We start from the raw sequence: 24,148 nt of genomic DNA, 5'->3' as shown, positions 1-24,148 counted from the left end.
GTGTCACACAAAAGTAATAAAATTAATGAAGCAGAATCGACTTTTACCGCACTTGTCGCGCCGATTTTCCCTCTAGTGTTTAAAATGACGCGTTCCCGTCATAACCATGGCTAAACCGTGCTCGTTGCAGTAGTCAATACTGAGTTGGTCTTTGATGGATCCACCCGGTTGAATCACTGCTTTGATTCCGGCTTTATCAGCGATCTCCACACAGTCCGGAAACGGGAAGAAAGCATCACTAGCCATAACCGCCCCGTTGAGGTTAAAATCAAAGCTTTTTGCTTTGTCAATCGCTTGACGTAAGGCGTCTACTCGAGAAGTTTGTCCGGTACCGCTGGCGCAAAGTTGTTTTCCTTTGGCCAAAACAATGGTGTTGGACTTGGTGTGCTTACACACTTTACTAGCGAATAGTAAATCTGCTAACTCAGAATCTGACGGTTTATTGTCAGTGGCTTGTGTTAAATCTTCTGCAGTGTCTGTTTTGTGATCTCTATCCTGTACCAAAGCGCCGTTTAAACAAGCTCGAACAATAGTCTCTGGTAGGGCTGTTTGCTTCATTTTAAGCATGATGCGGTTCTTTTTGCCTTTGAGAATCTCCAGGGCATCCGCATCAAAATCAGGAGCAATCACTACCTCACAGAAGAGTTTGTGGATCTCCTCCGCAGTAGCTGCATCGATAGTGGTATTACAGATCAAGATTCCTCCAAAGGCAGAAACAGGATCACCCGCCAATGCATCTACATAGGCTTGATGAACCGTATCGCGCTGTGCAATCCCGCAAGCGTTGTTGTGTTTTAAAATGGCGAAGGTTGGCGCTTCACCCCAAAACTCTAGCATTAAAGTTACTGCAGCATCCACGTCCAGAAGGTTGTTGTAGCTGAGTTCCTTGCCGTGAAGTTTATCAAACATGGTATCGAAGTCACCAAAGAAGAATCCACGCTGGTGTGGGTTCTCTCCGTAACGCAACACCTTCCCTTGGGTTTCACTCACTTTTAGCGCAGCGATCTCGTGATCGGCATTGAAGTAGTTGAAGATCGCTGTATCGTAATGAGAAGATACATTGAATGAGCGTGCTGCAAAGCGTTTGCGGTCTGCAACAGTAGTGCTTCCGCCGCTTTCCGTAATGAGCTGCAAGAAGTCGTTGTAGTCTTCCATAGAAGAAACACAAACGGTGTCTTTGAAGTTTTTGGCGGCTGCACGGATCAAAGAAATTCCTCCAATGTCAATTTTTTCAATAATGTCTTGCTCGCTAGCACCAGAAGCTACTGTCTTTTCAAAAGGGTAGAGGTCTACGATCACCAAATCCAATTGTGGGATCTCAAATTTTGCCATCTCTTCAATATCACCTTCATGGTCTTGACGGTTTAGAATTCCTCCAAAAACCTTTGGGTGTAACGTTTTTACGCGTCCACCTAAAATAGAAGGGTAGCTGGTCACATCTTCTATCGCCACAACGGGGATTCCCAGGTCTTGGATGAATCGTTCTGTACCTCCCGTAGAATAAAGGGTTACGCCAAACTCGTGGAGTTTTTTAACGATAGGTTCCAGTCCGTCTTTGTGAAATACACTGATTAGTGCCGATTGAATTTGTTTTGTGCCGCTCATTGAAGTAAAAATTTTAAAGGGCAAAAGTACGGATTTCATTAGCAAAATTGTAACATATCCTTACTGAAAACGTCTTATCTTCGTATTACAATTAAACCCGCTATTTCAAGGGTTTTTAAAAAGCGCTGATCATCTCATGTTGATATACTTCCGCATCCTAAAAGAAAGCTTTGTGTTCGCTATCAGCGCACTGAAGAACAACAAGCTCAGAACCTTCCTTTCACTTTTGGGAGTGACCATTGGTATTTTTTCGATCATCGCGGTATTGGCGGCAGTAGATTCTTTAAAACGAGACATTGAAGACAGCATTTCTTCCCTAGATAATCGCACCCTATTCTTGGCGCGTTTTTCTTTTGGGCCGACAGACATCCCGATCTGGAAACGCGAGCAGTTCCCAGATGTAACCTATGAGGAATATCAAATGATTCTCAGACAGGTGCCGGACGTTTACGGAGCCTCTTATCAGATCAATGTGGCTCCTGAGACGGTGCGTTTTGAAGAAAACTTCATTGAGAATGTAGAAATGATCTTTGTTACCGATCAGCAAACGCGGATTGAAGATGTGAAACTGCAAGCGGGTCGTTTCTTTAACGAATCAGAATCCGTTCGCGGAGCTCCAGTGATCGTTATTGGCGATGAGGTAGCTAACACGCTGTTTGGCGGAGCTGATGAAGCTCTGGGCAAACGTTTACGTGTGTACGGGCGTCGATTGAGTGTGATTGGAGTTATGGAAAAGGAAGGGCGCGGACTTTTCGGTAATAGTAAAGATGTAGCGACATTTTTGCCTGTGAACATTGGCCGTCGGATCTTTGGAGACAACAACAAATCCGTATTCCCTTTTATAGTGATCAAACCTAAGACAGGTGTTGATCAAGGCGAATTCAATGCAGCACTTACCGCTAAAATGCGGAATTTTAGAGGACTCCGTTCAGACGACACCAACAACTTCTTTTTAAATCAACTACAAGGCTTTTCAGATGCCATTGACAATATTACCGGCCAGCTCAATGTAATTGGCTGGATCATTAGTGGATTCTCCCTCTTGGTGGGTGGATTTGGTATCGCGAACATCATGTTTGTGAGTGTAAAGGAGCGCACCAATCTTATTGGAATTCAAAAATCCTTAGGAGCGAAGAACAAGTTCATTCTATTCCAATTCCTTTTTGAAGCGATCATTTTGGCCATCATTGGTGGTGCAATTGGACTCTTCTTTGTATTCCTAGCGTCCATCGCGGCTTCTCAAGTCGCAGGTGACTTTGAGTTTATTCTCTCTCCTTGGAATATGTTTATTGGAACCGGTATTTCCGTATTCATCGGTTTGATCTCCGGTATCATTCCAGCGATCTCTGCGTCACGACTCGATCCAGTAGAGGCGATCCGTACGGGAATGTAACTCTTGCCTTACAGTATCTCAGCCAACTGAGTATTAACCCAGGTTAGAAAGTCTTCATCCGCAGGGCTAAAAGGATCAATGGTATTGCTGTCAATATCGATCTGTCCAATATTAACTCCGTCTTTAAATAAAGGAACAACAATCTCTGCCTTTACCGTGATGCTGCAGGCAATATAGTTGTCTTGCGCTTTTACATCCGGCACCACAAAATTGGCATTAGACTCTGCTACTTGTCCGCAAATACCTTTACCGAATGGGATAGTAGTGTGATCCGTCGGCTCACCGGCAAACTTTCCTAAATGCAGCAAGCGTTTGTCGTGATCAGCAAAATAGAATCCCACCCAATCGTAATAAGAAACTTCAGCTTGCAACAGGTCACAAATCCCTTGCATGGCAGTATCGGGACTGTCTTTATGAGTTTCAATGATCGTGCTAACGGCGGGTTGTAATGCAGATAAATTCATAACAAAAATTGTAAAGGTCAAAGGTAAGAAGCACTTTGGATTTTTAATAGTGCGATTGTGGCTTAATTTTAAAATATTCGAGCTCAAACATTTTGTCTAAATTTGACCAATAGGCAGTCGGATGCTTCGCAAACTCTTTACAGAACATCGAGCAGTTTTTAAATTCTTAGGACTCTTTTTTGGGACCTATTTGCTGCTGTCTTTAATCTATCTGATCTACATCAGCCTAACTACTGCAGAAAATGCTGCGGATCCACTTACGGGATTGGTGGGCAAACAAGCACAGGCACTTATCAATGGTTGGGGATATAAAGCGCAGGTCCTTCCTTCCGGTGGCCAGCCAGAACTGCAACTCTTTATTAATGGAGATCTGGTGGCACGGATCATTGAAGGTTGTAACGCGGTCAGCATAATTATTCTTTTTGCAGCTTTTGTGGTTGCTTTCAAAAAGGCACTCAAAAAGACACTGGTTTTTATTTTCGCAGGAGCCGTTTTGATCTACGGAATTAATTTACTGCGCATTGGAATTTTAGCTATTGCCCTTTATCACCATCCAGAGAAAGAACCGCTCTTGCATCAAGTGGTCTTTCCGGCCTTGATTTACGGCCTTGTGGCGCTCTTGTGGATGCTTTGGGTTGGAGTCTTTAAAAAACGTAAAACTAATGGGTAGAGGTCTGCGTATTGGGTCAATTGTATTGCTGTTCGGCGCTTTAGTTGCGCTGCGGATGTACGCCGCAGATTGGTTCTACGATCCTTTGGATGCCTTCTTTAAGGGGCAATACCAAGGCCAAGCTTTGCCAACTTTGGCTATGGGTAAACTATTAGGAGTTATGGCCCTGCGCTTTTGGATTACTGGTGCGATCACCATAGCGATCATTCAACTTTGGTTTCTCAACGCTTCCAAAACCCGATTGACCTTTTGGATACTGCTTGCTGCTTTTTTACTACTATTTATCAGCTTTTGGGTGTTAATTGCGTTAAAACAACCGCCACTAGAGGGGTTATTCTACATTAGACGTTTTCTGATCCAGCCCTTGCTTCTTATCTTGCTGATTCCCGCATTTTATTATGAAAACAACACCAAAGATGCGGAGGCTTAAAGTATATTTGTAGTATAAAATTCAACTGTATGCGAATCCCATCTTTTTTGATCCTATCGTTGCTAGTGATCTGCTTCACTGCCTGTAAAAATGAGACCAAACAGACTCCAGATTCAGAAACTGAATCTGCAGAGGCTCAAACCACTGAGACTGCAAAACCTAAATATGAGGCAGCTGCTACCACAGCTAAGTTTAAAGATCCAAAAGTTGGACCCATCTTTGACGCTTATATTGCTCTTAAGACCACTTTGGTTAATTCAGACGTAGCGGCAACTTCCAAGGCAGCAGACGCTTTATTGACGGCTTTTTCAAATATGGGAGTTGATGAAGAGACCTTTATGGCAGCTCAGTTCGTGATGGAATCCAAAGAGATTGCTTCGCAAAGAGAAGGTTTTAACCGTTTAACGCCAATTGTGGAGCAATTGGTAATTGACAATATTGAAGGCGGTGCGGTCTACAAACAATACTGCCCAATGGCCTTCAATAACACGGGAGCTTATTGGTTATCTAACAGTGAGGAGATCTACAACCCTTATTTTGGTGACGTAATGCTCAACTGCGGACGCGTTTCAGATACTTTTGAAGCTGCAGCTGCTAACTAAAAAAGACCAAAGATGAGAACCCTAAAATCTATCATGCTCTTTCTTATAGGAATACTTCTGGTTTCGTGTAATAATGAGATGGAAGCCGTTGTTGCCGTGCACGATGAGCTCATGCCTAAAATGAGTGATATATCCAGGCTACAAGAGCAGATCTCAGAAGCTGTTCCGGACAGTCTTAGAACGGCAGATCAGCAAAAGGTGCTTGATGATCTTGAATCGGCCAATACAGCCATGATGGATTGGATGCGTGCATTTGGTGGTGCCTTTGATTTTGAAGAGATCAATAAAGGAAAGCCGCTTAATGCTGCTAAAACAGACAGTCTAAAGAAATATGCACAAAGCGTTGAAGCGCTTAAAGAGCAGATGCTCAGTGCTATAGAAAATGGTCAAACAGTCTTTGACGCGCTCAAACAAGAGTAGTTAAAGTATTGTTAGGTTTCCACCACTTTACTCAGTTTTTGTAATTTTGTAGTGTGCAAAGAGTAATTGCAACCATATTATCTGTTTTGATACTGCTGAGCAGTGCCGGACTCACTTATGCTGAACACTACTGTGGGGAGCATAAAATGATGGGTGAGATCACCTTGGGTCATGCGGCTTTGAGCTGTGGTATGGTGATGCCAGCTTCTGATTGCGAGACCACAGCGCCTATCATGGATTGTTGTGATAACGAATACTTGCAGATCGAACTGGACGATGATTACTCCAAAGTTGCTTTTGACTTCGATTTTGAGTTAGACTATGTGTGGGTTGCCCCCGTTCTTTACTCGCATTTCCATTTTGAAGAAATTGCTCAAGCCCACTCTGGCTTGCCCTATTATAGGCCACCGCCTGATGATACTCCTTTATTTATTCTTTACGAGACCTACCTCATTTGATGTATAGGCCTGCATGCGCGGGCGCTAACGATGATCCCTTGATCTATTGTTAATCACTATACATTATAAATGTCAACACAATTAATACATATAAAAGGCATGACTTGCATGGGTTGTGTCAAAAGCGTCAAGAACTCCTTGGAAGCATTGCCAGGAGTTAGCGAGGCAAACGTCTCTTTAGAAGACGGCACCGCTCTATTGGAGGTATCCAAAACGCAGCCGCAAATGATACTGCAACAAGCTTTAGGTGAGCGGTACCGTTTAAACCCATCTTCTGAGGTAGAACCCATTAAGTCCTCAAAGCTCAAACAACTCAGACCGCTATTAATCATTTTTGCGGGTCTGTTAGTAGCTACCGCTTTATTGAATTATCAATCATTTTCCCTTAAGGAAGCTATGATGGACTTTATGGGGCTGTTCTTTTTGGTCTTCGGATTCTTTAAACTCCTCGACCTAAAAGGATTTCCTGACAGTTTTGCAATGTATGATCCCTTAGCCAAGGCGTTTCGACCCTATGGATGGGCCTATCCATTCATTGAACTGACTTTGGGAACTTTACTGTTATTACAAATCGGGCTTGTACCTGTTTTTGTGACCACTTTGGTTTTGCTAAGCATAACAACTGTTGGAATCTTACGGTCTATTTTGGACAAGAGAGAGATCCGCTGCGCCTGTTTAGGTACGTGGCTTAACCTCCCAATGACTGAGGCTACTTTGATAGAAAACGCGGTTATGATCATCATGGCTATTTATATGCTCACCCAAACAGTAGTCTTATGAAAAAGTGGTTTTTAATTTTACTATTGACGCCGCTCAGTCTATTTGGACAGCAGATGCTTACCGGACAGATCCTTGATGGTAGTGCTGATACAGAAGTTGGTTTGGGAGGTGTCAACCTTATTTGGTTGGACACGAAAATAGGCACAGTTGCAGACTTTGAAGGTAATTTTGAATTGCCCTATAAGCCAGAATACAAGCAATTGGTGATCAGTTATGTTGGCTTTAAAGACGATACCTTGACCGTTTCTGGTCTTGGTAGAATTGTCCACACTTTGGAGCCAGACAGCAGCTTAGATGCTGTGACGGTCAGTGTGGAGAAAAAGGCCTCTTCTAGATCCTTTATTCAAGCACAAAATGTAGTTCTGGTGAGCAGTGATGAGTTGCTCAAGGCGGCCTGTTGCAACCTGTCTGAGAGTTTTGAGACCAATCCGTCCATTGATGTAAACTTCTCCGATGCCGTAACAGGAACGCGTCAGATCAGAATGTTGGGGCTTACCAGTCCTTATATACTGATCACTACAGAGAATATTCCAGCAATTAGAGGGGCTGCCCAAACCTATGGTTTGAGCTTTATTCCAGGAACTTGGGTAGAGAGCATCCAGATCACTAAGGGTTCTGGAAGCGTTATCAACGGTTTTGAGAGCATTACCGGACAGATCAACGCAGAACTTCAAAAACCCACCACAGATGTTCCACTTTTCCTAAATCTCTATGGAAATTTAAGTGGACGCCTGGAAGGGAATTTCCACTGGAACCAAAAAGTGACTGATAAATGGTCAACGGGGCTTTATGTGCACGGTAATATCCGTAATCAAAAGAACGATCGCAATGATGATGGTTTTTTAGATATGCCTTTGCAGGAGCAGATCAACGTGATGAATCGTTGGCAATACACGGATACTGAAGAAGGCATAGTGAGCTTTATCAATGTTAGATTTTTGAATGACAGTAAACAAACTGGGCAAAAGGACTTTGACCCGAGTCGCGATAGGGGTACGACAAACCTATGGGGCTCTGAGATAGATACCCAGCGTTTTGATGTCTCTGGAAAGCTCGGTTTTGTCAACACAGAACTGCCTTGGCGCAGTTTGGGAATCCAAGGAGCCTTTAGCTATCACAAGCAAGAATCCTACTTTGGTTTGCGTAATTATGACATCACTCATCAGAGTTTTTACGGAAACGTGATCTACAATTCCATCATCAGTGATTCCAGACATAAGATCAAAACAGGGATCGGTTTTACCCATGATGCCTATGATGAATTGGTTGAAGGCACTAACTATGATCGTATTGAAAACTCCGTTGGTGGATTCTTTGAGTATGCCTTTGACAATTTAGATGCGCTTACTTTGACCGCTGGATTGCGTGTAGACAATCACAACCGATTTGGCTTTTTTGTCACGCCGCGATTGCACGCCCGCTATGAGGTCTGGAACAAAGGAGTGTTTAGAATTTCTGCGGGTCGTGGAATCCGATCGGCCAATATTTTTACAGAGAATCAACAGCTATTTGCGACCAACCGAACCATTGCCATTAATGATGAGGGCGGAAGTATTTACGGCCTGGATCCTGAGATTGCCTGGAACTATGGCGTATCCTTTATACAAGGCTTTGAGCTCTTTGGGCGTAAAGCGGATATTGCTTTGGACTTTTACCGAACCGATTTTGAGAACCAAGTGGTCGTGGATTGGGAAACTCCAACGGCCATTCGTTTTTACAATTTAGAGGGCAGTAGTTATGCCAACAGTTTTCAGTTTGAGTTTAACTACGAGTTGGCTGATAATCTGGATTTCAGATCGGCCTATAAATTCTATGATGTGCAGATCGACTATGATTCCGGAAGATTGGAACGTCCTTTAACGCCCAGAAATCGGATCTTTGCCAATCTAGGTTATGAGATCAACAAGGCAGATCAAAGCCCTTCTTGGAAGTTCGATTTGACCTATAATTGGTTGGATCAGGCGCGTTTTGCGAATACCTCGCAAAATCCTGTAGAATTCCAACGTCCGGAGCGTTCTCCCTCCATCGGAACCCTTAACGGACAGATAACCAAGGTGTTTTCTGAGTCTTTTGAAGTATATTTGGGAGGCGAAAACATTACGGATCAACGCCAAACAGATCCTGTGATCAGTGCGGAGAATCCCTTTGGAGATAATTTTGATACCACTTTTGTTTACGGCCCGATTTTTGGAAGAATGGTGTATGCGGGCTTACGCTTAAAAATGAATTAAATGAAGAAGTTACTATTTGTATTAGCAATAATGAGTGTTGGATTGACCTACGCTCAAAATAAGAACGCTAAAGCCAGCATTGAAGTTGATGGTGTTTGCGGTATGTGTAAGGCGCGCATAGAAAAAGCTGCGGTTCAAACTATCGGAGTGAAAAGAGCGGTTTGGAACATGGAGACTCATCAGTTGAGCCTGATCTTCAATGAGAAGAAAACCTCTATCGATGCTATTGAAAAGAGTGTCGCTGCTGTGGGCCATGATACCCCAAATCAAAAGGCCACGGATGCTGCCTATGGTACTTTGGATCCATGTTGTCAGTATCGTGATCCTGCAGTGGTAGAAGATCACAAAAACATGAAAGGCAAACACGGCGGCAGACGCTAAATTCGACTTATGAAATTGACCAAACGCGTACTCCTATATGCCTTGACCATAGTGGTCACTATAGGAGCTTTTATATGGAATAATCGAGTAGAACAGTGGATGGCCACTCAAGACGATCCTGAAATGGTGGTTAGAACCGATCTGTTGGTGCTATACCCTTTGGTACTCACCCTTGTTGCTATTAGCGCCTATTCGCTTTATAAAGATTATAAGCAGCGCAACGCCTAGTTTGTGCCGCTTACAGTGAGTAAATGGGTGGTGCTAAAAGCTCTGCCCATTTGGTCAATACCTTCTATCAATATTTTCACATTATCCTTTTCTGGGTTGGCGAAACTCAACCCGATATTTCCAGCCAGATCAACCTCTGCTTGAGGAATCCAATGATAACAGCCGTAGGCTTTAAAGCTCGCTGCTGTATACTGGTATTTTGGGGTGTAAAACTCTTTGGATGAGGCATAACCTTTTTCCAGTGTAAAGGTTTTGGCCGTTTTGATCTGATTGCGTGTTTGCCACTCTCTGTTGGTGAAAACAATGAAGGTATGCACGCGTCCGATACGATCCGTGTATATCTCATCTACATCTTGAAGTGAGAGCATTTCACCGATCGTCAAAGGATCATATGGAACACCATCAACAATAACAGAGGGACGGATAAAGTTGCTGCCTCTTCCGTTGGGATTCATGACCCATTTACCAAAAACTGGCGCCGGGTTGTTCTCTAAGAATACCGAATAGTAGCCGTAGGTACCCATAAAGACCTTCAAGTTTCCGTAAGACCTTTCTGAAGGAGTCATTTTGCGGCCTTCCCAGCCTTTAAAATAGCTTTCGTATTTCAAAGTGGGTTTCTGCACCACCACTACTTCATCGAGTTGCTCGGCATTAGCATCAAACCCAAAATTGCTGAAGCTGTCATCCAGCTCACGTTTGGCAAAGGGATTGGCTGTTTCTAATTGAAAATTGGATTTTAAGTCCTTAGAGGTTGGTGCCAAGCTAAAAAAGAATTGGCATTGTACTGGGAGACCTTCTTTGTCAATGGCCGCCAATTCAAAGGTTGTTCCTGTGGTGCCTTTGATCTCACTGATCTCAAAATCTCCGTTTTTATCAATGTTTACGTACTGGATCTCCTTGTTTACGTTGGAGTAGTACAGCAACTGATCGGGAACAGCTTCAGGATCGTTTGCCCGTACATAGCCTTTTAATTTAATTCCGGGACCATCAAAATAATAATCCTCTTTCGCCGCATTGTCTGTTGCCGCGAATACATGGCGCCATTTGTATTTGCTCCAACCTTGATTCAGCATGAGTAGATCTAAGGCGTAGTGTTTTCTGCTGTTGAAGTTGGTAAAATAGGCATTCCCATCTTCAATAAAACCGTTGATGTAAGGCTTGAGGTTTTTAGATACCAGAATATTGGGAGAATCCTGAAGGGCCAAGGACTGATCGGAAACCACGGTGATACTCGCTGTCTTGACTTTGATAGAATCATCTAATCTGATTTGTAGTTTACCAATGACCGTGTCTTGGTCAAATCGATTGATGTTAGCCTGTATCTCGCTACTCACAAGTGTCTCAGGTTTGTAGATCAGCCGTTCCAATACAGGTTGATTATCCGCGGTAAAAAGCGTGAAGGTATTGACTCCATCAAATAGCTTTGTCGCTGGGAAAACCATGGTCAATTCTGTATAACCAGATTCAAATTCAACTGGGTATTCTCTAAAGCTCTCTCCGTTGTGGATATAGAGTTTATACGCTTTGTCATTGACCAAATTCAAGGATTGTTCGTTGGTGTAAACCGTCAACTGAACGCTGGAATTTGAAAAGTTCTGTTGCAGGTGCATCCCAATCCCGGTTCTATCGGCTTTGGGCAAATCTTGCTTTATGGTTTGATCTTTATAAGTGAATTGAAGGCTGTATTGTTGGTCAATTTCTGGGTTGAATACAAATTTGCCCATTCCAACGGTATTGGTTCTTAAGCCCGTCTGCATGACCTGACCGTTTGCGTCTACTAGGGAAATATCTCTAACAGCGACTCCCAGGCCCGTTGGGTTTATGATCTTGATTCCGTAGGTATTGCTAGCGTTGGTTAGGGCGTGCCCGCCTTCTGGTAAGATCTGAACGTCTAAGACTTGACTTCTATTGAGGTTTGCTGAGGTTTCTTCGGATGGGTTCAATAATGCAATGGCAGCCATAAACGAATTATCCTCTGAGTAACCGTTCATTCTAGAGGTAAACGCTTTGATAAACAACAATTGGCCTTCTTGTTTTTGATCGATCAGGATGGATCCGTGGGCACGACCGTCCTTAGTCACTGTGAGTATACTGCTAAGCTCTTGCCCTTGCTGATCGTAAAGGATCACATTTAAGTTGGCGTCGTTGGTACTGAGAGAACCATCACTGATCTCAAAGAGGTAGGCGGAAAACCAAATGGTTTCTCCTGGGAAGTACAGATTCTTGTTTAAATGCAGGTGAATATTTTGCCGCTCTGCTAAATAGTTTTGTAAGGCTCCTGATATTGCCGTTTGGCTGTCTTGGGTCTGTCCGAAGTTCAATAAGGTACAGAGTAGTAATGCCAGTAAAGTAAAGTTTCTCATCCCCCGAAGTTTTATTTTAAAGATACGATTCGGATCGCGCTTAAGGCGTAAAACTTTATAAAAGCTAACTCGATTTTTGTACTTGAGCTTCAATTCCATCCGCAGTAAAACAAAAAAAGCGCCTCCAAATGGAGACGCTTTTTAAAATTTTCGATGTGATTGCTTACATCATGCCTGGCATTCCGCCACCGCCCATTGGAGGCATGGCTGGAGCATCTTCTTTGATGTCTACCAAGGCGCATTCTGTTGTAAGGATCATTCCAGCCACAGAAGAAGCGTTCTCTAAAGCGATACGCGTTACCTTCTTAGGATCAATGATTCCTTCTTTAAGCATGTCCACGTAAGTGTCATTCTTGGCGTTGTAACCAAAGGCTTTTTTACCTTCCATTACTTTGCTTACAACTACAGAACCTTCACCACCAGCGTTCTCAACGATCTGACGCAATGGCTCTTCAATAGCGCGAGCGATGATTTGAATACCTGTAGTTTCATCCAAGTTCTCTGTGGTAAGCTTGTCCAATACTTTCTTAGCACGTACCAAGGCTACACCACCTCCAGCAACGATTCCTTCTTCTACTGCTGCGCGTGTAGCGTGAAGTGCATCGTCAACGCGATCTTTCTTTTCTTTCATTTCAACCTCAGAGGCAGCTCCTACGTAAAGTACAGCTACACCACCAGCCAATTTGGCTAAACGCTCTTGAAGTTTCTCACGGTCGTAATCACTTGTGGTAGTTTCGATCTGAGATTTGATCTGATTCACACGTGCTTTGATGTCTGCTTTCTTACCAGCACCATTCACGATGGTTGTGTTGTCCTTGTCAATAGTTACGGTCTCTGCAGTACCTAGCATATCGATAGTCGCATTCTCAAGAGTGAATCCGCGCTCTTCAGAGATCACGGTTCCTCCCGTTAGAATAGCGATATCTTCTAGCATTGCTTTTCTGCGGTCTCCAAAACCTGGAGCTTTAACAGCAGCGATCTTCAATGATCCGCGCAGTTTGTTTACTACAAGAGTAGCTAGTGCTTCTCCGTCAACATCTTCTGCGATGATCAATAAGGTACGGCTCTGCTGCGCGATAGGCTCTAACACAGGGAGTAGATCCTTCATAGAAGAGATCTTCTTGTCGCAAAGCAAGATCATTGGGTTTTCCAACTCAGCGTTCATTTTGTCGCTGTTGGTTACAAAGTATGGAGAAAGGTATCCGCGGTCAAACTGCATACCTTCTACAACGTCCACATAAGTTTCCGTTCCTTTGGCTTCCTCAACAGTGATCACACCTTCTTTACCTACTTTTCCAAAAGCCTCAGCGATCAATTCTCCAATCACAGTGTCGTTATTGGCAGAGATCGATGCTACTTGCATGATCTTCTCGCTAGAGCTTCCCACTTTGGTAGATTGCTTTTCAAGATCAGCGGTCAAAGCTTCAACAGCCTTGTCAATTCCGCGCTTTAGATCCATTGGGTTTGCACCGGCAGCTACGTTCTTTAGACCTTCTTTTACGATCGCTTGAGCCAGAACAGTTGCGGTAGTAGTACCGTCGCCGGCTAGATCGTTGGTTTTAGAGGCAACCTCTTTTACCATTTGAGCTCCCATGTTCTCAAGAGCATCTTCTAATTCAACTTCTTTGGCTACAGTTACTCCGTCTTTAGTGACTTGTGGAGCGCCAAAGGACTTGCTGATGATCACATTACGACCTTTTGGTCCTAAGGTTACCTTCACTGCATTGGCTAGCGCGTCAACACCGCGTTTGATGCTGTCTCTTGCTTCAATATCAAATTTTATATCTTTTGCCATTGTCTTGGTTCTTTAGATTATTGTGGATTAGATAATTGCTAAAATGTCGTCCTCACGCATGATCAAATAATCACGGCCGTCCAACTTGAGTTCACTACCCGAATACTTTCCGTAGAGCACAGTATCACCAACTTGTACAGTCATATCGTGATCTTTTTTGCCTTTACCAACAGCAACTACTTTACCTTGCTGTGGCTTTTCTTTAGCAGAATCAGGAATGTAGATACCCGATGCAGTTTTGGTCTCGGCCTCTTGTGGTTCAATCAAAACCCGGTCAGCCAGGGGTTGAATATTTAAGCCCATATCTATTTGTGTTTTTTTGGTTTAATAAAATTACGCTTGCGTTAAGGCAGAAATTGTGCCATTGGAATTCTCCCTGACACAATGCAAAAAAAAATGCCAGCTTGTCATAAAAGCTGGCATTTCAATATTGTTGATCAGAGTTTACTGCTCATCTGTCTGCACTGGAGACCCGTCTGTGGCAGGAAGCTCTGTTTGTGCAGGTGCATCACCATCAATCGCTTTAGACTCTCCCAATCCGCCGCCACCGGCAATTGGAATGTTAGAAAGCAGAATCAATGCTAAAAGCAGTACAGCCAAAGTCCAAGTACTCTTGTCAAGGAAGTCTCCGGTCTTTTTTACACCACCGATCTGCTGACCGCCTCCGCCTCCGAAGGTTGAAGAAAGTCCGCCACCTTTTGGGTTCTGTACCATTACTACTACTACCAGTAGGAATGCAATTAAGATGATCAGGATCAGAAATATATTAAACGCTGTCATTGTCTTTTGAGTTTTGGGCCATTATTTTCTTTATTGCCCGAATTTGGTCTGCAAAGAAACCACTTTTTTCGGGATTTTTCAAACTTAAAATTTTGTAAGCTTGAATGGCTTTTTTATAGTTTTTCTGTTGGAGGTAAACCTTGGCTAAAGTCTCTGTCATCAAGGCGTCTGAAGACTTTGTATATGGTTTCGCTAAATTCTTTGAAGAGCGTGCTTCTTCCTGCGGATCGATCTTTGGGCTGTTGCTCAAAAAGGCATCGATGAGTTTAAAGCGTTCTTCTTTAGGATCAGGGGTGATAGCCGCGGGTAATTCTTCTTCGCGTTCCACAGGTTCCACTTGGGAAAGTTGCAGCCAAATCGCAAAGGAGTGTTTGTCTTCCTTTTTGAATTCCAAAGGCTGGTCTTCAAGTTTTTCTATAGGTTCTGGAGTGCCGATCTTCAAAAACAGATCGGGATCTAAAACCGCTTTGGCCTTTTGGAGTTCGGTTTTGAGTTTTTGTTCGAGCTCAAGCGGTGAGGCGCTGACCACCTCGGCATCTACCAATTCAATCTCCTTCAAATTGGTGTGTTGATGCTTGATCTTATGGGCAACCTCATCTTGCTTAAATATCTCAGAAGTGATGTAGTCAAACAAAATGGAACGATCTGATGTATGGGCGGCGGTGCGTTTTAAGGCATCGTTGTATTTGTAACTGCCGCTGTTCTTTAAGGCTTTGAGTTGGAGCGCACGTGCCGCTTGAAAATACGGGAAGTCCTGCAATAACTCGTCGAGTTGCTGCTGATGCGCTGCTGTAACTTCTGCAGGGCGCTGTGTGAGGTATGTAAATTCCTGTGTGTTCAAATTACCAACGCGCCAAGGTAGCGTTAAAAATATCTTGAGTCAAACGCAAATAGATCTCATCGATCACATCATCACGTCTGGACCCGGTTAGGTTTGCATCTCCATCAAAGTCAAAATAGAAACTAAAACGTTGCTGCAGGTCTTTGGTATCGTCCAATTTATTGTAAAAACGCACTTGCACAGAAATGGTCAAACGGTTTTGCGCCGCTGTATTCTGAGATGTAGCTGTAATTGGTGCAATATAATACTGCACAATCTCGCCTTCGTAGGTCAGATCGGCATTGGAGGTAACCAATTCCAAACTGGTTTGATTTACAATAAGGTCTTGCAGGTCATTGGTGAACTTCAAATCAATTCCCGGTTCAATAATGGCCGCCTGATTCTGGAAGAAATTCACCTGAAAGGTTTTGGCATTTCCAACATCCGCCCCCGTAAAGGAGTAGTATTTACAGCTGTTGAAACTCAGACTAACTGCTAAAAGCAATACCCATTGAACTATCCGCATCTTATAAATTGTATTGTTTGATTTTACGGTAGAGGGTACGCTCAGATATGCCCAATTCTTCTGCAGCCGCCTTGCGTTTACCGTTGTATTTCTCTAATGATTTTTTGATCAGTTCCAGCTCCTTTTCCTGTAAGGAAAGAGTCTCTTCTTCCTGAATTTCCTCGGCAAAGTGGTATTTGTCTTCCACGTTGGTCACCGCAGGAGTATCGTTGTAACCAATAACCTCTACGTCACTTGGAACAATGAGCTCGCGTCTGGCGGGAACAGCTTCTGTAAAGGTTTCTTCGGGCTCATCCTCTGAATAGATCTTGTTGATTAGTCCTGAATGTTCGCGTTGTACTGTTTCTGAGTCGTCATTGCGCAATAACTCTAAAGTCAATTTTTTAAGGTCATTGACATCGCGCTGCATATCAAAAAGTACTTTGTACAGGATCTCGCGTTCAGAGGCAAAATCACTTTCTGACTTTTTAGTATTGATCACCGCGGGCAGATTGCTACCCACATCTGGTAAATAACTCTTCAGCGTTTCATAGCTGATCACGCGATCTTGCTCCAATACCGAGATCTGTTCTGCAATATTTCTCAATTGACGGATGTTCCCACCCCAGCGATATTTTAAGAGCAATTGCGTGGCGTGCTCATCCAAGCGGATGGTCGGCATTTTGTATTTCTGAGCGAAGTCCGTAGCAAACTTTCTAAAGAGCAAATGAATGTCCTCTGAGCGTTCGCGCAAGGGCGGTAAACCAATCTCTACCGTACTTAAACGGTAATAAAGGTCTTCTCTAAACTTTCCTTTTGCAATCGCATCAGACATGTCCACATTGGTTGCCGCTACAATGCGCACATCGGTTTTTTGAGTCTTGGAGGATCCTACTTTTAAGAACTCTCCATTTTCTAAAACACGCAGTAGACGCACTTGAGTGGGCAGGGGCAATTCACCAACCTCATCCAAGAAGATGGTACCGCCGTCAGCCACTTCAAAATAACCGCTGCGGGTAGCCGTAGCTCCCGTAAAGGCTCCTTTTTCGTGTCCAAAAAGTTCAGAGTCAATAGTTCCTTCCGGGATCGCTCCGCAGTTCACAGCAATGTATTTACCGTGCTTTCTATGGGAGAGGGAATGTATGATCTTTGGAATACTCTCTTTACCAACACCACTTTCTCCCGTCACCAATACCGAAATGTCGGTAGGGGCCACCTGAATGGCCTTTTCAATGGCGCGGTTGAGCTTGGCATCGTTACCGATGATCCCAAATCGCTGTTTTGTGGCTTGAATTGATTCCATATTAATTCTCTATTGATTCTCACTATACCCAACTGCCTCACCCAATAGTGTGGTGCTGGTACAGTCGTTGATCTTTACCATTACAAAATCCCCGACCTTATAGTCTTCTTTTGGGAATACTGCAACGGTGTTTTGTGAGGTACGACCACTCCAATGAGCGTCGCTTCTGCGAGATTCCTTTTCAATGAGGATCTCAACGGTCTTGCCCACAAAGTTCTTGGTGCGGTAGGCCGAATGCTTTTGCTGCATATCAATGATCTCCGTCAAGCGACGTTTTTTAATCGCTTCAGGGATATCGTCCTCCATTTTACGCGCAGCCATAGTGCCCGGGCGTTCTGAGTAGATGAACATAAAGCCAAAGTCGTATTTGACGTATTCCATCAGACTCAAAGTGTCCTGATGATCTTCTTCAGTCTCCGTAGGGAAACCGGCGATCATGTCTTGAGAGATTCCGCAATCCGGAATGATCTCACGTACCTTATCTATAAGCGCCATATACTCTTCTCGAGTATGCTGACGGTTCATTTCCTTTAAAATTCTGGTGCTTCCGCTTTGTACCGGCAGGTGAATATAATTACAGATGTTGCGGTGTGCTGCCATGGCGTGGAGCACATCTTCTGTCATATCCTGTGGATTGGAAGTAGAGAAGCGAATGCGCAATTTAGGTTGTGCCGTCGCCACCATTCTTAGGAGTTTAGCAAAATCTGTGGCCGTTGCCTTTTGCATGGGACTGGCCTTTTTGAAATCCTTTTTCAATCCGCCGCCATACCAAAGGTAACTGTCTACGTTCTGCCCCAAGAGGGTGATCTCTTTATAACCTTTAGCTGCAAGATCGTTGACCTCGTCTAAAATACTTTTAGGATCTCTACTGCGCTCGCGTCCACGGGTAAATGGCACCACACAGAAGGTGCACATATTATCACAGCCTCGGGTAATACTCACAAAGGCAGTCACTCCGTTTCCTCCTAAGCGAACCGGAGTAATGTCTCCGTAGGTCTCCTCTTTAGAAAGGATAACGTTTACTGCTTCGCGACCGTCATCAACCTCTGCAATAAGGTTGGGCAGGTCTTTATAGGCATCCGGTCCCACCACCAGGTCTACAATTTTCTCTTCTTCCAAGAACTTGCTTTTGAGGCGTTCGGCCATACAGCCTAAAACGCCCACTTTCATGCCTGGGTTGATCTTTTTCACTGCGTTGTATTTCTCCAAGCGCTTGCGAACGGTTTGTTCTGCTTTGTCTCTAATACTACACGTGTTGACCAAAACCAAGTCAGCATCTTCTAGGTTTTGAGTGGTGTTGAATCCTTCTTTGGCAAGAATAGAAGCTACGATCTCACTGTCGCTAAAATTCATTTGACAACCGTAGCTCTCAATGAATAATTTACGCGAGTTAGAGGCAGTGCCTTCAGTCATTAGGGTAGTTCCCTGCTTGTTTTCGTCTATGATCTTCTCCATAATTGGGTACGGCCCTTTTGGGTATCAATTAGTGTGCAAAGATAGAATTTAATCCAAATTATGACAAAGTGTCAGGGTGCTAAATCCTTCATAAATAATCATTAATCAAACGCAACGTTTTAACAATAAGCGCGTCTAGAAATAAAATTGACTGCTAAACAAACACCACCTAATGAAATGAGCACAAACAAATTTAATTACTAGCATACCAACCGGAATATTAAATTTTTTGTGCGAAAGCGAAGCGGTTGATCTACGCAGATAATTTTTATTTGCTTGATTATCGGATAAATAAAAATTTATAAATAGATGAAAAAGTTACTTTTAATTTTTGTTCTTGCAGCGCTGTGGAGCTGCTCTGACGATACCTATACAGAAGAAGTGCTCATTGCCACTCCTGTGACCACTCCTATTGCCGAGTTTAGATCCAGTGTTGGTCCTGGGCCAGTGCAACAGATCTCAGAATCTGGTAAGATCTATGCGTACCAAGAATACGTACTGGTCAACGATAAATACAAAGGGATTCATATTATTGACAATAGTGATCCCGCCAATCCTGCTAAAATCGGTTTTATCAATGTCCCAGGGAATGTAGACATGGCTGTTAAGAATGATATACTATATGTAGATAGTTGGCTAGATCTGTATGTTTTTGACTTTACCGATCCAGCAAATCCTACCTTAATAAATAGATTGGAAGAAGTACTTCCCAAGCGGACGCCAGATTTTGAAGGAAATATCTGGGAAGTAAATTACAACGAGTTTGATCCAGATTCTGAGGTGATTGTGGGTTGGGAATACCGTACGGAGCTTCGTCAATTTGAACGTAATGATGATTTTGTCTTGGAATCTGCTAACGATAGCGGCGGCGGAACGGGAACAGGAGGATCTTTAGCGCGTTTTAATATTACAGGAGATTATCTTTATGTGGTAGATTCCTTTAGAATCTTCTCTTTTGATATCAGCAACTTGGACAACCCACAATTGAGAGGTGAAACATCAGTAGGTGCTGGTGTGGAAACCATCTTTAGTGATGGAGATTACCTATATATAGGTAGCCCAATTGGAATGTTCATTTATGGCTTGAGCAATCCTGGAGATCCTTTATACCTTTCTCAAGTAACACACATTACCGGTTGTGACCCTGTAGTGGTACAAGACGATATTGCCTATGTGACTGTTCGCGGTGGAAACTGGTGTGGACAGCCAGATAGTTTGTTGGATGTGGTTGACGTGACGGATCGTTCCAACCCCTTTATTTTAAAATCAGAAACCATGAACGAGCCTTATGGTCTCGGTGTGAAAGGGGATCGCCTTTACGTAAGTGATGGGAGCTTTGGTTTAGCGGTATATGATATCAGTGATCCGCTTGAGGCTTCTCGTATCATTACCTATAACGATTTAGAAATTTTTGATGTTATTCCTATGGAACAATGGATCATTATGATCGGGAATAATACCTTATATAATTATGAGTACACCGATGAAGGAATCGGTCTTATAGCAAGTTTTAGTTTAAATTAAGTTCGCTTTAAATTCCTTCTAAAAGCCCTGTTTTACACGGGGCTTTTTTAATGCGGAAATACGGGTAAAAAAAATTTGCGCTACTTTTGTAGCCCAAATAAAAAGATATATGGCGAAGAATTTGGTTATTGTGGAGTCTCCTGCAAAGGCCAAAACGATTGAGAAGTTTCTTGGAAAAGAGTACAAGGTAGCTTCGAGTTTTGGACACATTGTGGACCTTCCGTCCAAGGAGTTAGGAGTAGATGTTGAGGGCGATTTTAAGCCGAAATACGTTGTTCCATCAGACAAGAAGAAACTGGTCAAGGAGCTTAAGGATATGGCTGCCAAGGCAGAGATCGTATGGCTGGCTAGTGATGAGGATCGAGAGGGAGAGGCCATTGCTTGGCACTTGTTTGAATCTTTAGGACTTACAGAAGACAAGACCAAGCGTATCGTATTTCATGAGATCACCAAGTCTGCCATTTTAAAGGCAATTGCCAATCCACGTTCCATTGATTACAACTTAGTAAACGCACAACAGGCGCGTCGCGTTTTGGACCGTTTGGTGGGTTATGAGATCTCACCGGTACTTTGGAGAAAAGTAAAAGGCGGACTTTCTGCGGGACGTGTTCAATCTGTATCTGTAAGACTCATTGTAGAGCGCGAACGTGAGATCATGGATTTCAATCCAGTGGCTTCTTATCGTGTGGATGCCATGTTTGAAACTACGGACGGTAAAAGTGTAAAAGCTAAGTTGCCGCAGAACTTTGACAGTTCAGAAGCAGCCAATGCCTTCTTACAAAAGAACCTCAATGCAGATTTCTCCATTGCCAGCCTGACCAAAAAGCCAGCGAAGAAATCTCCAGCAGCTCCTTTCACCACCTCGACCTTACAACAGGAAGCTTCGCGTAAGTTGTATTTCTCGGTGAGTAAAACCATGACCCTTGCTCAACGCTTGTATGAGGCAGGGCTTATTACGTATATGAGAACGGACAGTGTAAACCTTTCTGAGGAAGCCAAGTCCGCAGCACAACAAGAGATCAGCAAATCATACGGGGAGGAGTATTCCAAGCCGCGTAATTATAAAGGTAAAGCTAAAGGTGCTCAAGAGGCGCACGAGGCCATTCGTCCAACCGATATGTCGCGTCATGCGGTGGATATTGATAGAGACCAAGCGCGTTTGTACGAGCTAATCTGGAAGCGTACCATTGCTTCTCAGATGAGTGATGCCCAATTGGAGCGCACTCAGGTGAAGATCGCTGCCAATACGCACAGCGAACTTTTCAGTGCAAATGGGGAGATGATCAAGTTTGATGGATTCCTGAAAGTGTATCTGGAAGGTAATGATGACGATGAGGAAGAACAAGACGGAATGCTTCCTGCATTAACAGAAGGCGATGTCTTAGGAAACAAATACATTACGGCTACCGAACGCTTTACGCGTCCGCCGTATCGCTATACTGAAGCATCTTTGGTGAAGAAGTTGGAAGAGCTCGGCATTGGTCGTCCTTCTACTTATGCGCCGACTATCTCGACCATTCAAAACAGAAACTATGTGGAGAAAGGTACCGTTGATGGCAACGAACGTAAATACGAACAGATCACCTTAAAGGATGGGAATATTGTTTCTAAGGAACTCTCGGAAATGGTCGGTTCTGATAAAGGTAAGCTGGTGCCCACCGATATCGGAATGATCGTAAACGACTTTTTGGTAGATCACTTTGACAATATTGTAGACTACAACTTTACCGCTAAGGTAGAGGAGGACTTTGACCAGATCGCTGACGGAGATGAGCAGTGGACAGAAATGATGCGTGATTTCTATAAGGCCTTCCATCCGCAGGTAAAAGATGTGGCAGAGAATGCAGAACGCGAAAGCGGGGAGCGCATCCTAGGGACACATCCAGATACTGGAAAGACAATTTTGGTACGCCTGGGCAAATTTGGGCCTATGGCCCAGATCGGAGCTCCGGATGATGAAGAGAAGCAGTTTGCCAGTCTAAGACCGGATCAGCAATTAACCACCATCACTTTGGAGGAAACCTTGGATCTATTCAAGTTGCCCAAAGATCTCGGTTTATATGAAGGAGAAGATGTAACTGTTAACAATGGTCGCTATGGGCCTTATGTACGATTTGGAAAACAATTCATCTCTTTGCCTAAAGGACAAGATCCTTTAGATGTGAAACTCGATGATGCTATCGAGCTTATTGAGGCTAAGAAAAAAGCAGACGCTCCTATATATATGTATCAAGACATGCCTGTGCAAAAAGGTAAGGGTCGCTTTGGGCCGTTTATCAAATGGAGTGGCATGTTTATCAACGTGAACAAGAAGTACGACTTTGACAATCTGAGCGGGGAAGACATTGAGACCCTGATAGAAGACAAGTTGCAAAAAGAGCGCGACAAACTCATTCACGATTGGGAAGATGCAGGCATTCGTTTAGAGAAGGCCCGTTGGGGACGCTTTAATTTGATCAAAGGGAAAACCAAGGTCGAATTGCCAAAAACTACCAAGGCTCAAGAGATGACCTTGGAAGAGGCAGAAGCTATCCTTGAGAAGCAAGCCCCTAAAAAGAAGAAGACCACCAAACGCAAAGCAGCCGCCAAAAAGTAAGATGACAGATTTTTTAAGTCCGGTCAGTAAAGCCGTATTAGCCCACAGAGAATTGTTGCCCGAAAATTCTTTGGGCGCCAAAATGCGTATTCACAGTCCCGGAATTGCTTTCCCTGATCTCAGCGGATGTGAGCTGGCAATCATCGGGGTGCAGGAAAATCGTCGTTCAACAGACTTTGTCGGGCGGGCAGTATCCTTTGATAATATTCGCAAAGCCCTCTACGGACTCTATCCGGGTAGCTGGCACGTACAGCTGGCAGATCTGGGAGACATTATGCCGGGGGAGAGCGTTGAAGATACTTATTTTGCCCTACGTCAAGTAGTTTTAGAATTACATCAGCAAAACATCATACCTATTATATTAGGTGGAAGCCAGGATCTTGTTTACGCCAACTACCGCGCTTATGACGATCGCGGTGCCATGGTCAATATGGTCAATGTGGACTCCCGATTTGATCTGGGTGATGCAGACCTGCCCATTAGCAATACCTCATATATAGGTAAGATGGTGGTAGACAAACCGTATAACTTATTCAATTACGCCAATATAGGGTATCAAACCTATTTTAATTCTGCGGATGAAATCGATCTTATCGAGCGACTTTATTTTGAAGCCTATCGTTTGGGATCTGTCGCTGCGGATATATCATCGGTGGAACCCATTATGCGTGATGCCGATATCGTAGCGATAGATATCTCTGCGATAAAAAGTACAGAACTCACTCACGACTATGGCTATATGCCTAATGGTTTTGACGGACGTGAAATTTGCGCCATTGCCCGTTATGCCGGAATCAGTAATCGGGTGAGCTCTTTTGGGATCTATGAATTGGAAGGCAATAGAGAGGCCGAACGCGCCGCCATGCTCATCGCTCAGATGGTCTGGTATTTTGCCGAAGGGGTGAATTACCGCATCGATGACGGGAATTTTACCAATGAAAGCGAATATCTCACCTATACCGTTCCTGTTGAAGATCAGACCTTGCGCTTTAAAAAGAGCAAAAAAACGGGTAGATGGTGGATAGAATTGCCATTTATTTCAAATGTTAATAATAAATTAAAAAGACATACGTTATTACCATGCACGTACCGCGATTATGAGGACGCCTGTAATCAGAAAATCCCTGAACGTTGGTACAAGGCAAGACGCAAAAACGAAGTATAACAGACAATTTAACGACTTTGCGATTTTAGGGGTTTTTGACATTTTTGTTGTATTTTTCAAATATTATAAATAGGTTTACGCCCTTAAAATCTTGAACTTTTAACCTAAACACCTATGAAAAAGCTATTTGCAATTGTTGCATTTGCTGTTCTTTTGGTATCTTGTAATTCAACCGATCGT

At 43.6% G+C, this 24,148-nt stretch carries 23 protein-coding genes; 13 read left to right on the top strand and 10 right to left on the bottom strand.

Annotation, left to right across the window (positions count from 1 at the left end):
- Window positions 1–72 precede the first annotated feature (72 nt).
- The gene (purH, locus tag ACSLP7_RS08530) at window positions 73–1,605 is read right to left on the bottom strand and encodes a bifunctional phosphoribosylaminoimidazolecarboxamide formyltransferase/IMP cyclohydrolase (protein ID WP_435578896.1); all 1,533 of its coding nucleotides are present in this window, start codon (window positions 1,603–1,605) and stop codon (window positions 73–75) included.
- 136 nt (window positions 1,606–1,741) lie between these two features.
- Between purH and ACSLP7_RS08525 the strand changes: the two genes are divergently transcribed.
- Entirely contained in the window at window positions 1,742–2,998 is a 1,257-nt protein-coding gene (locus ACSLP7_RS08525) for an ABC transporter permease (protein WP_435578895.1), read from the top strand.
- A gap of 8 nt (window positions 2,999–3,006) precedes the next feature.
- Here the strand turns inward: ACSLP7_RS08525 and ACSLP7_RS08520 are convergent, their stop codons facing one another.
- Window positions 3,007–3,462: a GAF domain-containing protein gene (locus ACSLP7_RS08520; protein WP_435578894.1), complete on the bottom strand. Its 456-nt coding sequence runs from the start codon at window positions 3,460–3,462 to the stop codon at window positions 3,007–3,009.
- A 121-nt stretch (window positions 3,463–3,583) separates the two neighbouring features.
- On the opposite strand from ACSLP7_RS08520, the gene xrtF reads away from it, so the two are divergent.
- From xrtF to ACSLP7_RS08475, 9 genes are all read left to right on the top strand, one after another.
- A complete protein-coding gene (gene xrtF, locus ACSLP7_RS08515; protein ID WP_435578893.1) occupies window positions 3,584–4,132 on the top strand; it encodes an exosortase family protein XrtF in 549 nt (182 codons plus the stop codon).
- Window positions 4,125–4,562, top strand: a complete 438-nt coding sequence (locus tag ACSLP7_RS08510; RefSeq protein ID WP_435578892.1) for an exosortase F system-associated membrane protein — start codon at window positions 4,125–4,127, stop codon at window positions 4,560–4,562. Before xrtF ends, ACSLP7_RS08510 begins: the two co-directional genes overlap by 8 nt.
- Before the next feature lie 29 nt (window positions 4,563–4,591).
- Window positions 4,592–5,164, top strand: coding sequence for a DUF3347 domain-containing protein (locus tag ACSLP7_RS08505; RefSeq protein ID WP_435578891.1), 573 nt, complete (start codon window positions 4,592–4,594; stop codon window positions 5,162–5,164).
- A 12-nt stretch (window positions 5,165–5,176) separates the two neighbouring features.
- Window positions 5,177–5,584 carry a hypothetical protein gene (locus ACSLP7_RS08500; RefSeq protein WP_435578890.1) on the top strand — a complete coding sequence of 136 codons (408 nt, stop codon included), beginning with the start codon at window positions 5,177–5,179 and terminating at the stop codon, window positions 5,582–5,584.
- A 53-nt stretch (window positions 5,585–5,637) separates the two neighbouring features.
- Complete coding sequence (locus ACSLP7_RS08495) at window positions 5,638–6,042, top strand: HYC_CC_PP family protein (protein ID WP_435578889.1); 405 nt, start codon at window positions 5,638–5,640, stop codon at window positions 6,040–6,042.
- 69 nt (window positions 6,043–6,111) lie between these two features.
- Window positions 6,112–6,822, top strand: a complete 711-nt coding sequence (locus ACSLP7_RS08490; RefSeq protein ID WP_435578888.1) for a heavy-metal-associated domain-containing protein — start codon at window positions 6,112–6,114, stop codon at window positions 6,820–6,822.
- Window positions 6,819–9,053 carry a TonB-dependent receptor gene (locus ACSLP7_RS08485; RefSeq protein WP_435578887.1) on the top strand — a complete coding sequence of 745 codons (2,235 nt, stop codon included), beginning with the start codon at window positions 6,819–6,821 and terminating at the stop codon, window positions 9,051–9,053. Before ACSLP7_RS08490 ends, ACSLP7_RS08485 begins: the two co-directional genes overlap by 4 nt.
- Window positions 9,054–9,434, top strand: a complete 381-nt coding sequence (locus ACSLP7_RS08480) for a heavy-metal-associated domain-containing protein (RefSeq protein ID WP_435578886.1) — start codon at window positions 9,054–9,056, stop codon at window positions 9,432–9,434.
- Between the two features lie 9 nt (window positions 9,435–9,443).
- Window positions 9,444–9,662, top strand: coding sequence for a hypothetical protein (locus ACSLP7_RS08475; RefSeq protein ID WP_435578885.1), 219 nt, complete (start codon window positions 9,444–9,446; stop codon window positions 9,660–9,662).
- On the opposite strand, the gene ACSLP7_RS08470 is transcribed toward ACSLP7_RS08475, so the two are convergent.
- The 8 genes from ACSLP7_RS08470 to miaB all read right to left on the bottom strand — a co-directional run bounded on the left by ACSLP7_RS08470 (window position 9,659) and on the right by miaB (window position 18,683).
- Window positions 9,659–12,025 carry a hypothetical protein gene (locus ACSLP7_RS08470; protein WP_435578884.1) on the bottom strand — a complete coding sequence of 789 codons (2,367 nt, stop codon included), beginning with the start codon at window positions 12,023–12,025 and terminating at the stop codon, window positions 9,659–9,661. The two genes, ACSLP7_RS08475 and ACSLP7_RS08470, sit on opposite strands and share 4 nt — an antisense overlap.
- A gap of 163 nt (window positions 12,026–12,188) precedes the next feature.
- Window positions 12,189–13,820 (bottom strand): chaperonin GroEL, encoded by a 1,632-nt coding sequence (gene groL, locus ACSLP7_RS08465; RefSeq protein ID WP_435578883.1) that lies wholly within the window; start codon window positions 13,818–13,820, stop codon window positions 12,189–12,191.
- 27 nt (window positions 13,821–13,847) lie between these two features.
- Window positions 13,848–14,123, bottom strand: a complete 276-nt coding sequence (locus ACSLP7_RS08460; protein ID WP_272831584.1) for a co-chaperone GroES — start codon at window positions 14,121–14,123, stop codon at window positions 13,848–13,850.
- 141 nt (window positions 14,124–14,264) lie between these two features.
- Window positions 14,265–14,600, bottom strand: coding sequence for a preprotein translocase subunit SecG (gene secG / locus ACSLP7_RS08455; protein ID WP_272831585.1), 336 nt, complete (start codon window positions 14,598–14,600; stop codon window positions 14,265–14,267).
- The gene (locus ACSLP7_RS08450; protein WP_435578882.1) at window positions 14,587–15,441 is read right to left on the bottom strand and encodes a hypothetical protein; all 855 of its coding nucleotides are present in this window, start codon (window positions 15,439–15,441) and stop codon (window positions 14,587–14,589) included. The genes secG and ACSLP7_RS08450 overlap by 14 nt, the downstream gene beginning before the upstream one ends.
- 1 nt (window position 15,442) lies before the next feature.
- Window positions 15,443–15,946 carry an LptE family protein gene (locus tag ACSLP7_RS08445; RefSeq protein WP_435578881.1) on the bottom strand — a complete coding sequence of 168 codons (504 nt, stop codon included), beginning with the start codon at window positions 15,944–15,946 and terminating at the stop codon, window positions 15,443–15,445.
- 1 nt (window position 15,947) lies between these two features.
- Window positions 15,948–17,228: a sigma-54 interaction domain-containing protein gene (locus ACSLP7_RS08440; protein WP_435578880.1), complete on the bottom strand. Its 1,281-nt coding sequence runs from the start codon at window positions 17,226–17,228 to the stop codon at window positions 15,948–15,950.
- Between the two features lie 9 nt (window positions 17,229–17,237).
- Entirely contained in the window at window positions 17,238–18,683 is a 1,446-nt protein-coding gene (miaB, locus tag ACSLP7_RS08435; protein WP_435578879.1) for a tRNA (N6-isopentenyl adenosine(37)-C2)-methylthiotransferase MiaB, read from the bottom strand.
- A gap of 309 nt (window positions 18,684–18,992) precedes the next feature.
- Here miaB and ACSLP7_RS08430 point away from each other — a divergent pair, with 309 nt between their 5' ends.
- From ACSLP7_RS08430 to ACSLP7_RS08420, 3 genes are all read left to right on the top strand, one after another.
- Window positions 18,993–20,207 carry an LVIVD repeat-containing protein gene (locus ACSLP7_RS08430; protein ID WP_435578878.1) on the top strand — a complete coding sequence of 405 codons (1,215 nt, stop codon included), beginning with the start codon at window positions 18,993–18,995 and terminating at the stop codon, window positions 20,205–20,207.
- Between the two features lie 109 nt (window positions 20,208–20,316).
- Window positions 20,317–22,803: a type I DNA topoisomerase gene (topA, locus tag ACSLP7_RS08425; RefSeq protein ID WP_435578877.1), complete on the top strand. Its 2,487-nt coding sequence runs from the start codon at window positions 20,317–20,319 to the stop codon at window positions 22,801–22,803.
- A gap of 1 nt (window position 22,804) precedes the next feature.
- The gene (locus tag ACSLP7_RS08420; RefSeq protein WP_435578876.1) at window positions 22,805–23,968 is read left to right on the top strand and encodes a formimidoylglutamase; all 1,164 of its coding nucleotides are present in this window, start codon (window positions 22,805–22,807) and stop codon (window positions 23,966–23,968) included.
- Window positions 23,969–24,148: the final 180 nt, after the last annotated feature.

The organism is Gilvibacter sp., from assembly GCF_965601605.1.
In the GTDB taxonomy this organism is placed as follows: Bacteria; Bacteroidota; Bacteroidia; order Flavobacteriales; family Flavobacteriaceae; genus Gilvibacter.
Note: the sequence above shows the minus strand (reverse complement) of the source record. Positions and strands in the feature narration are given on the sequence as shown.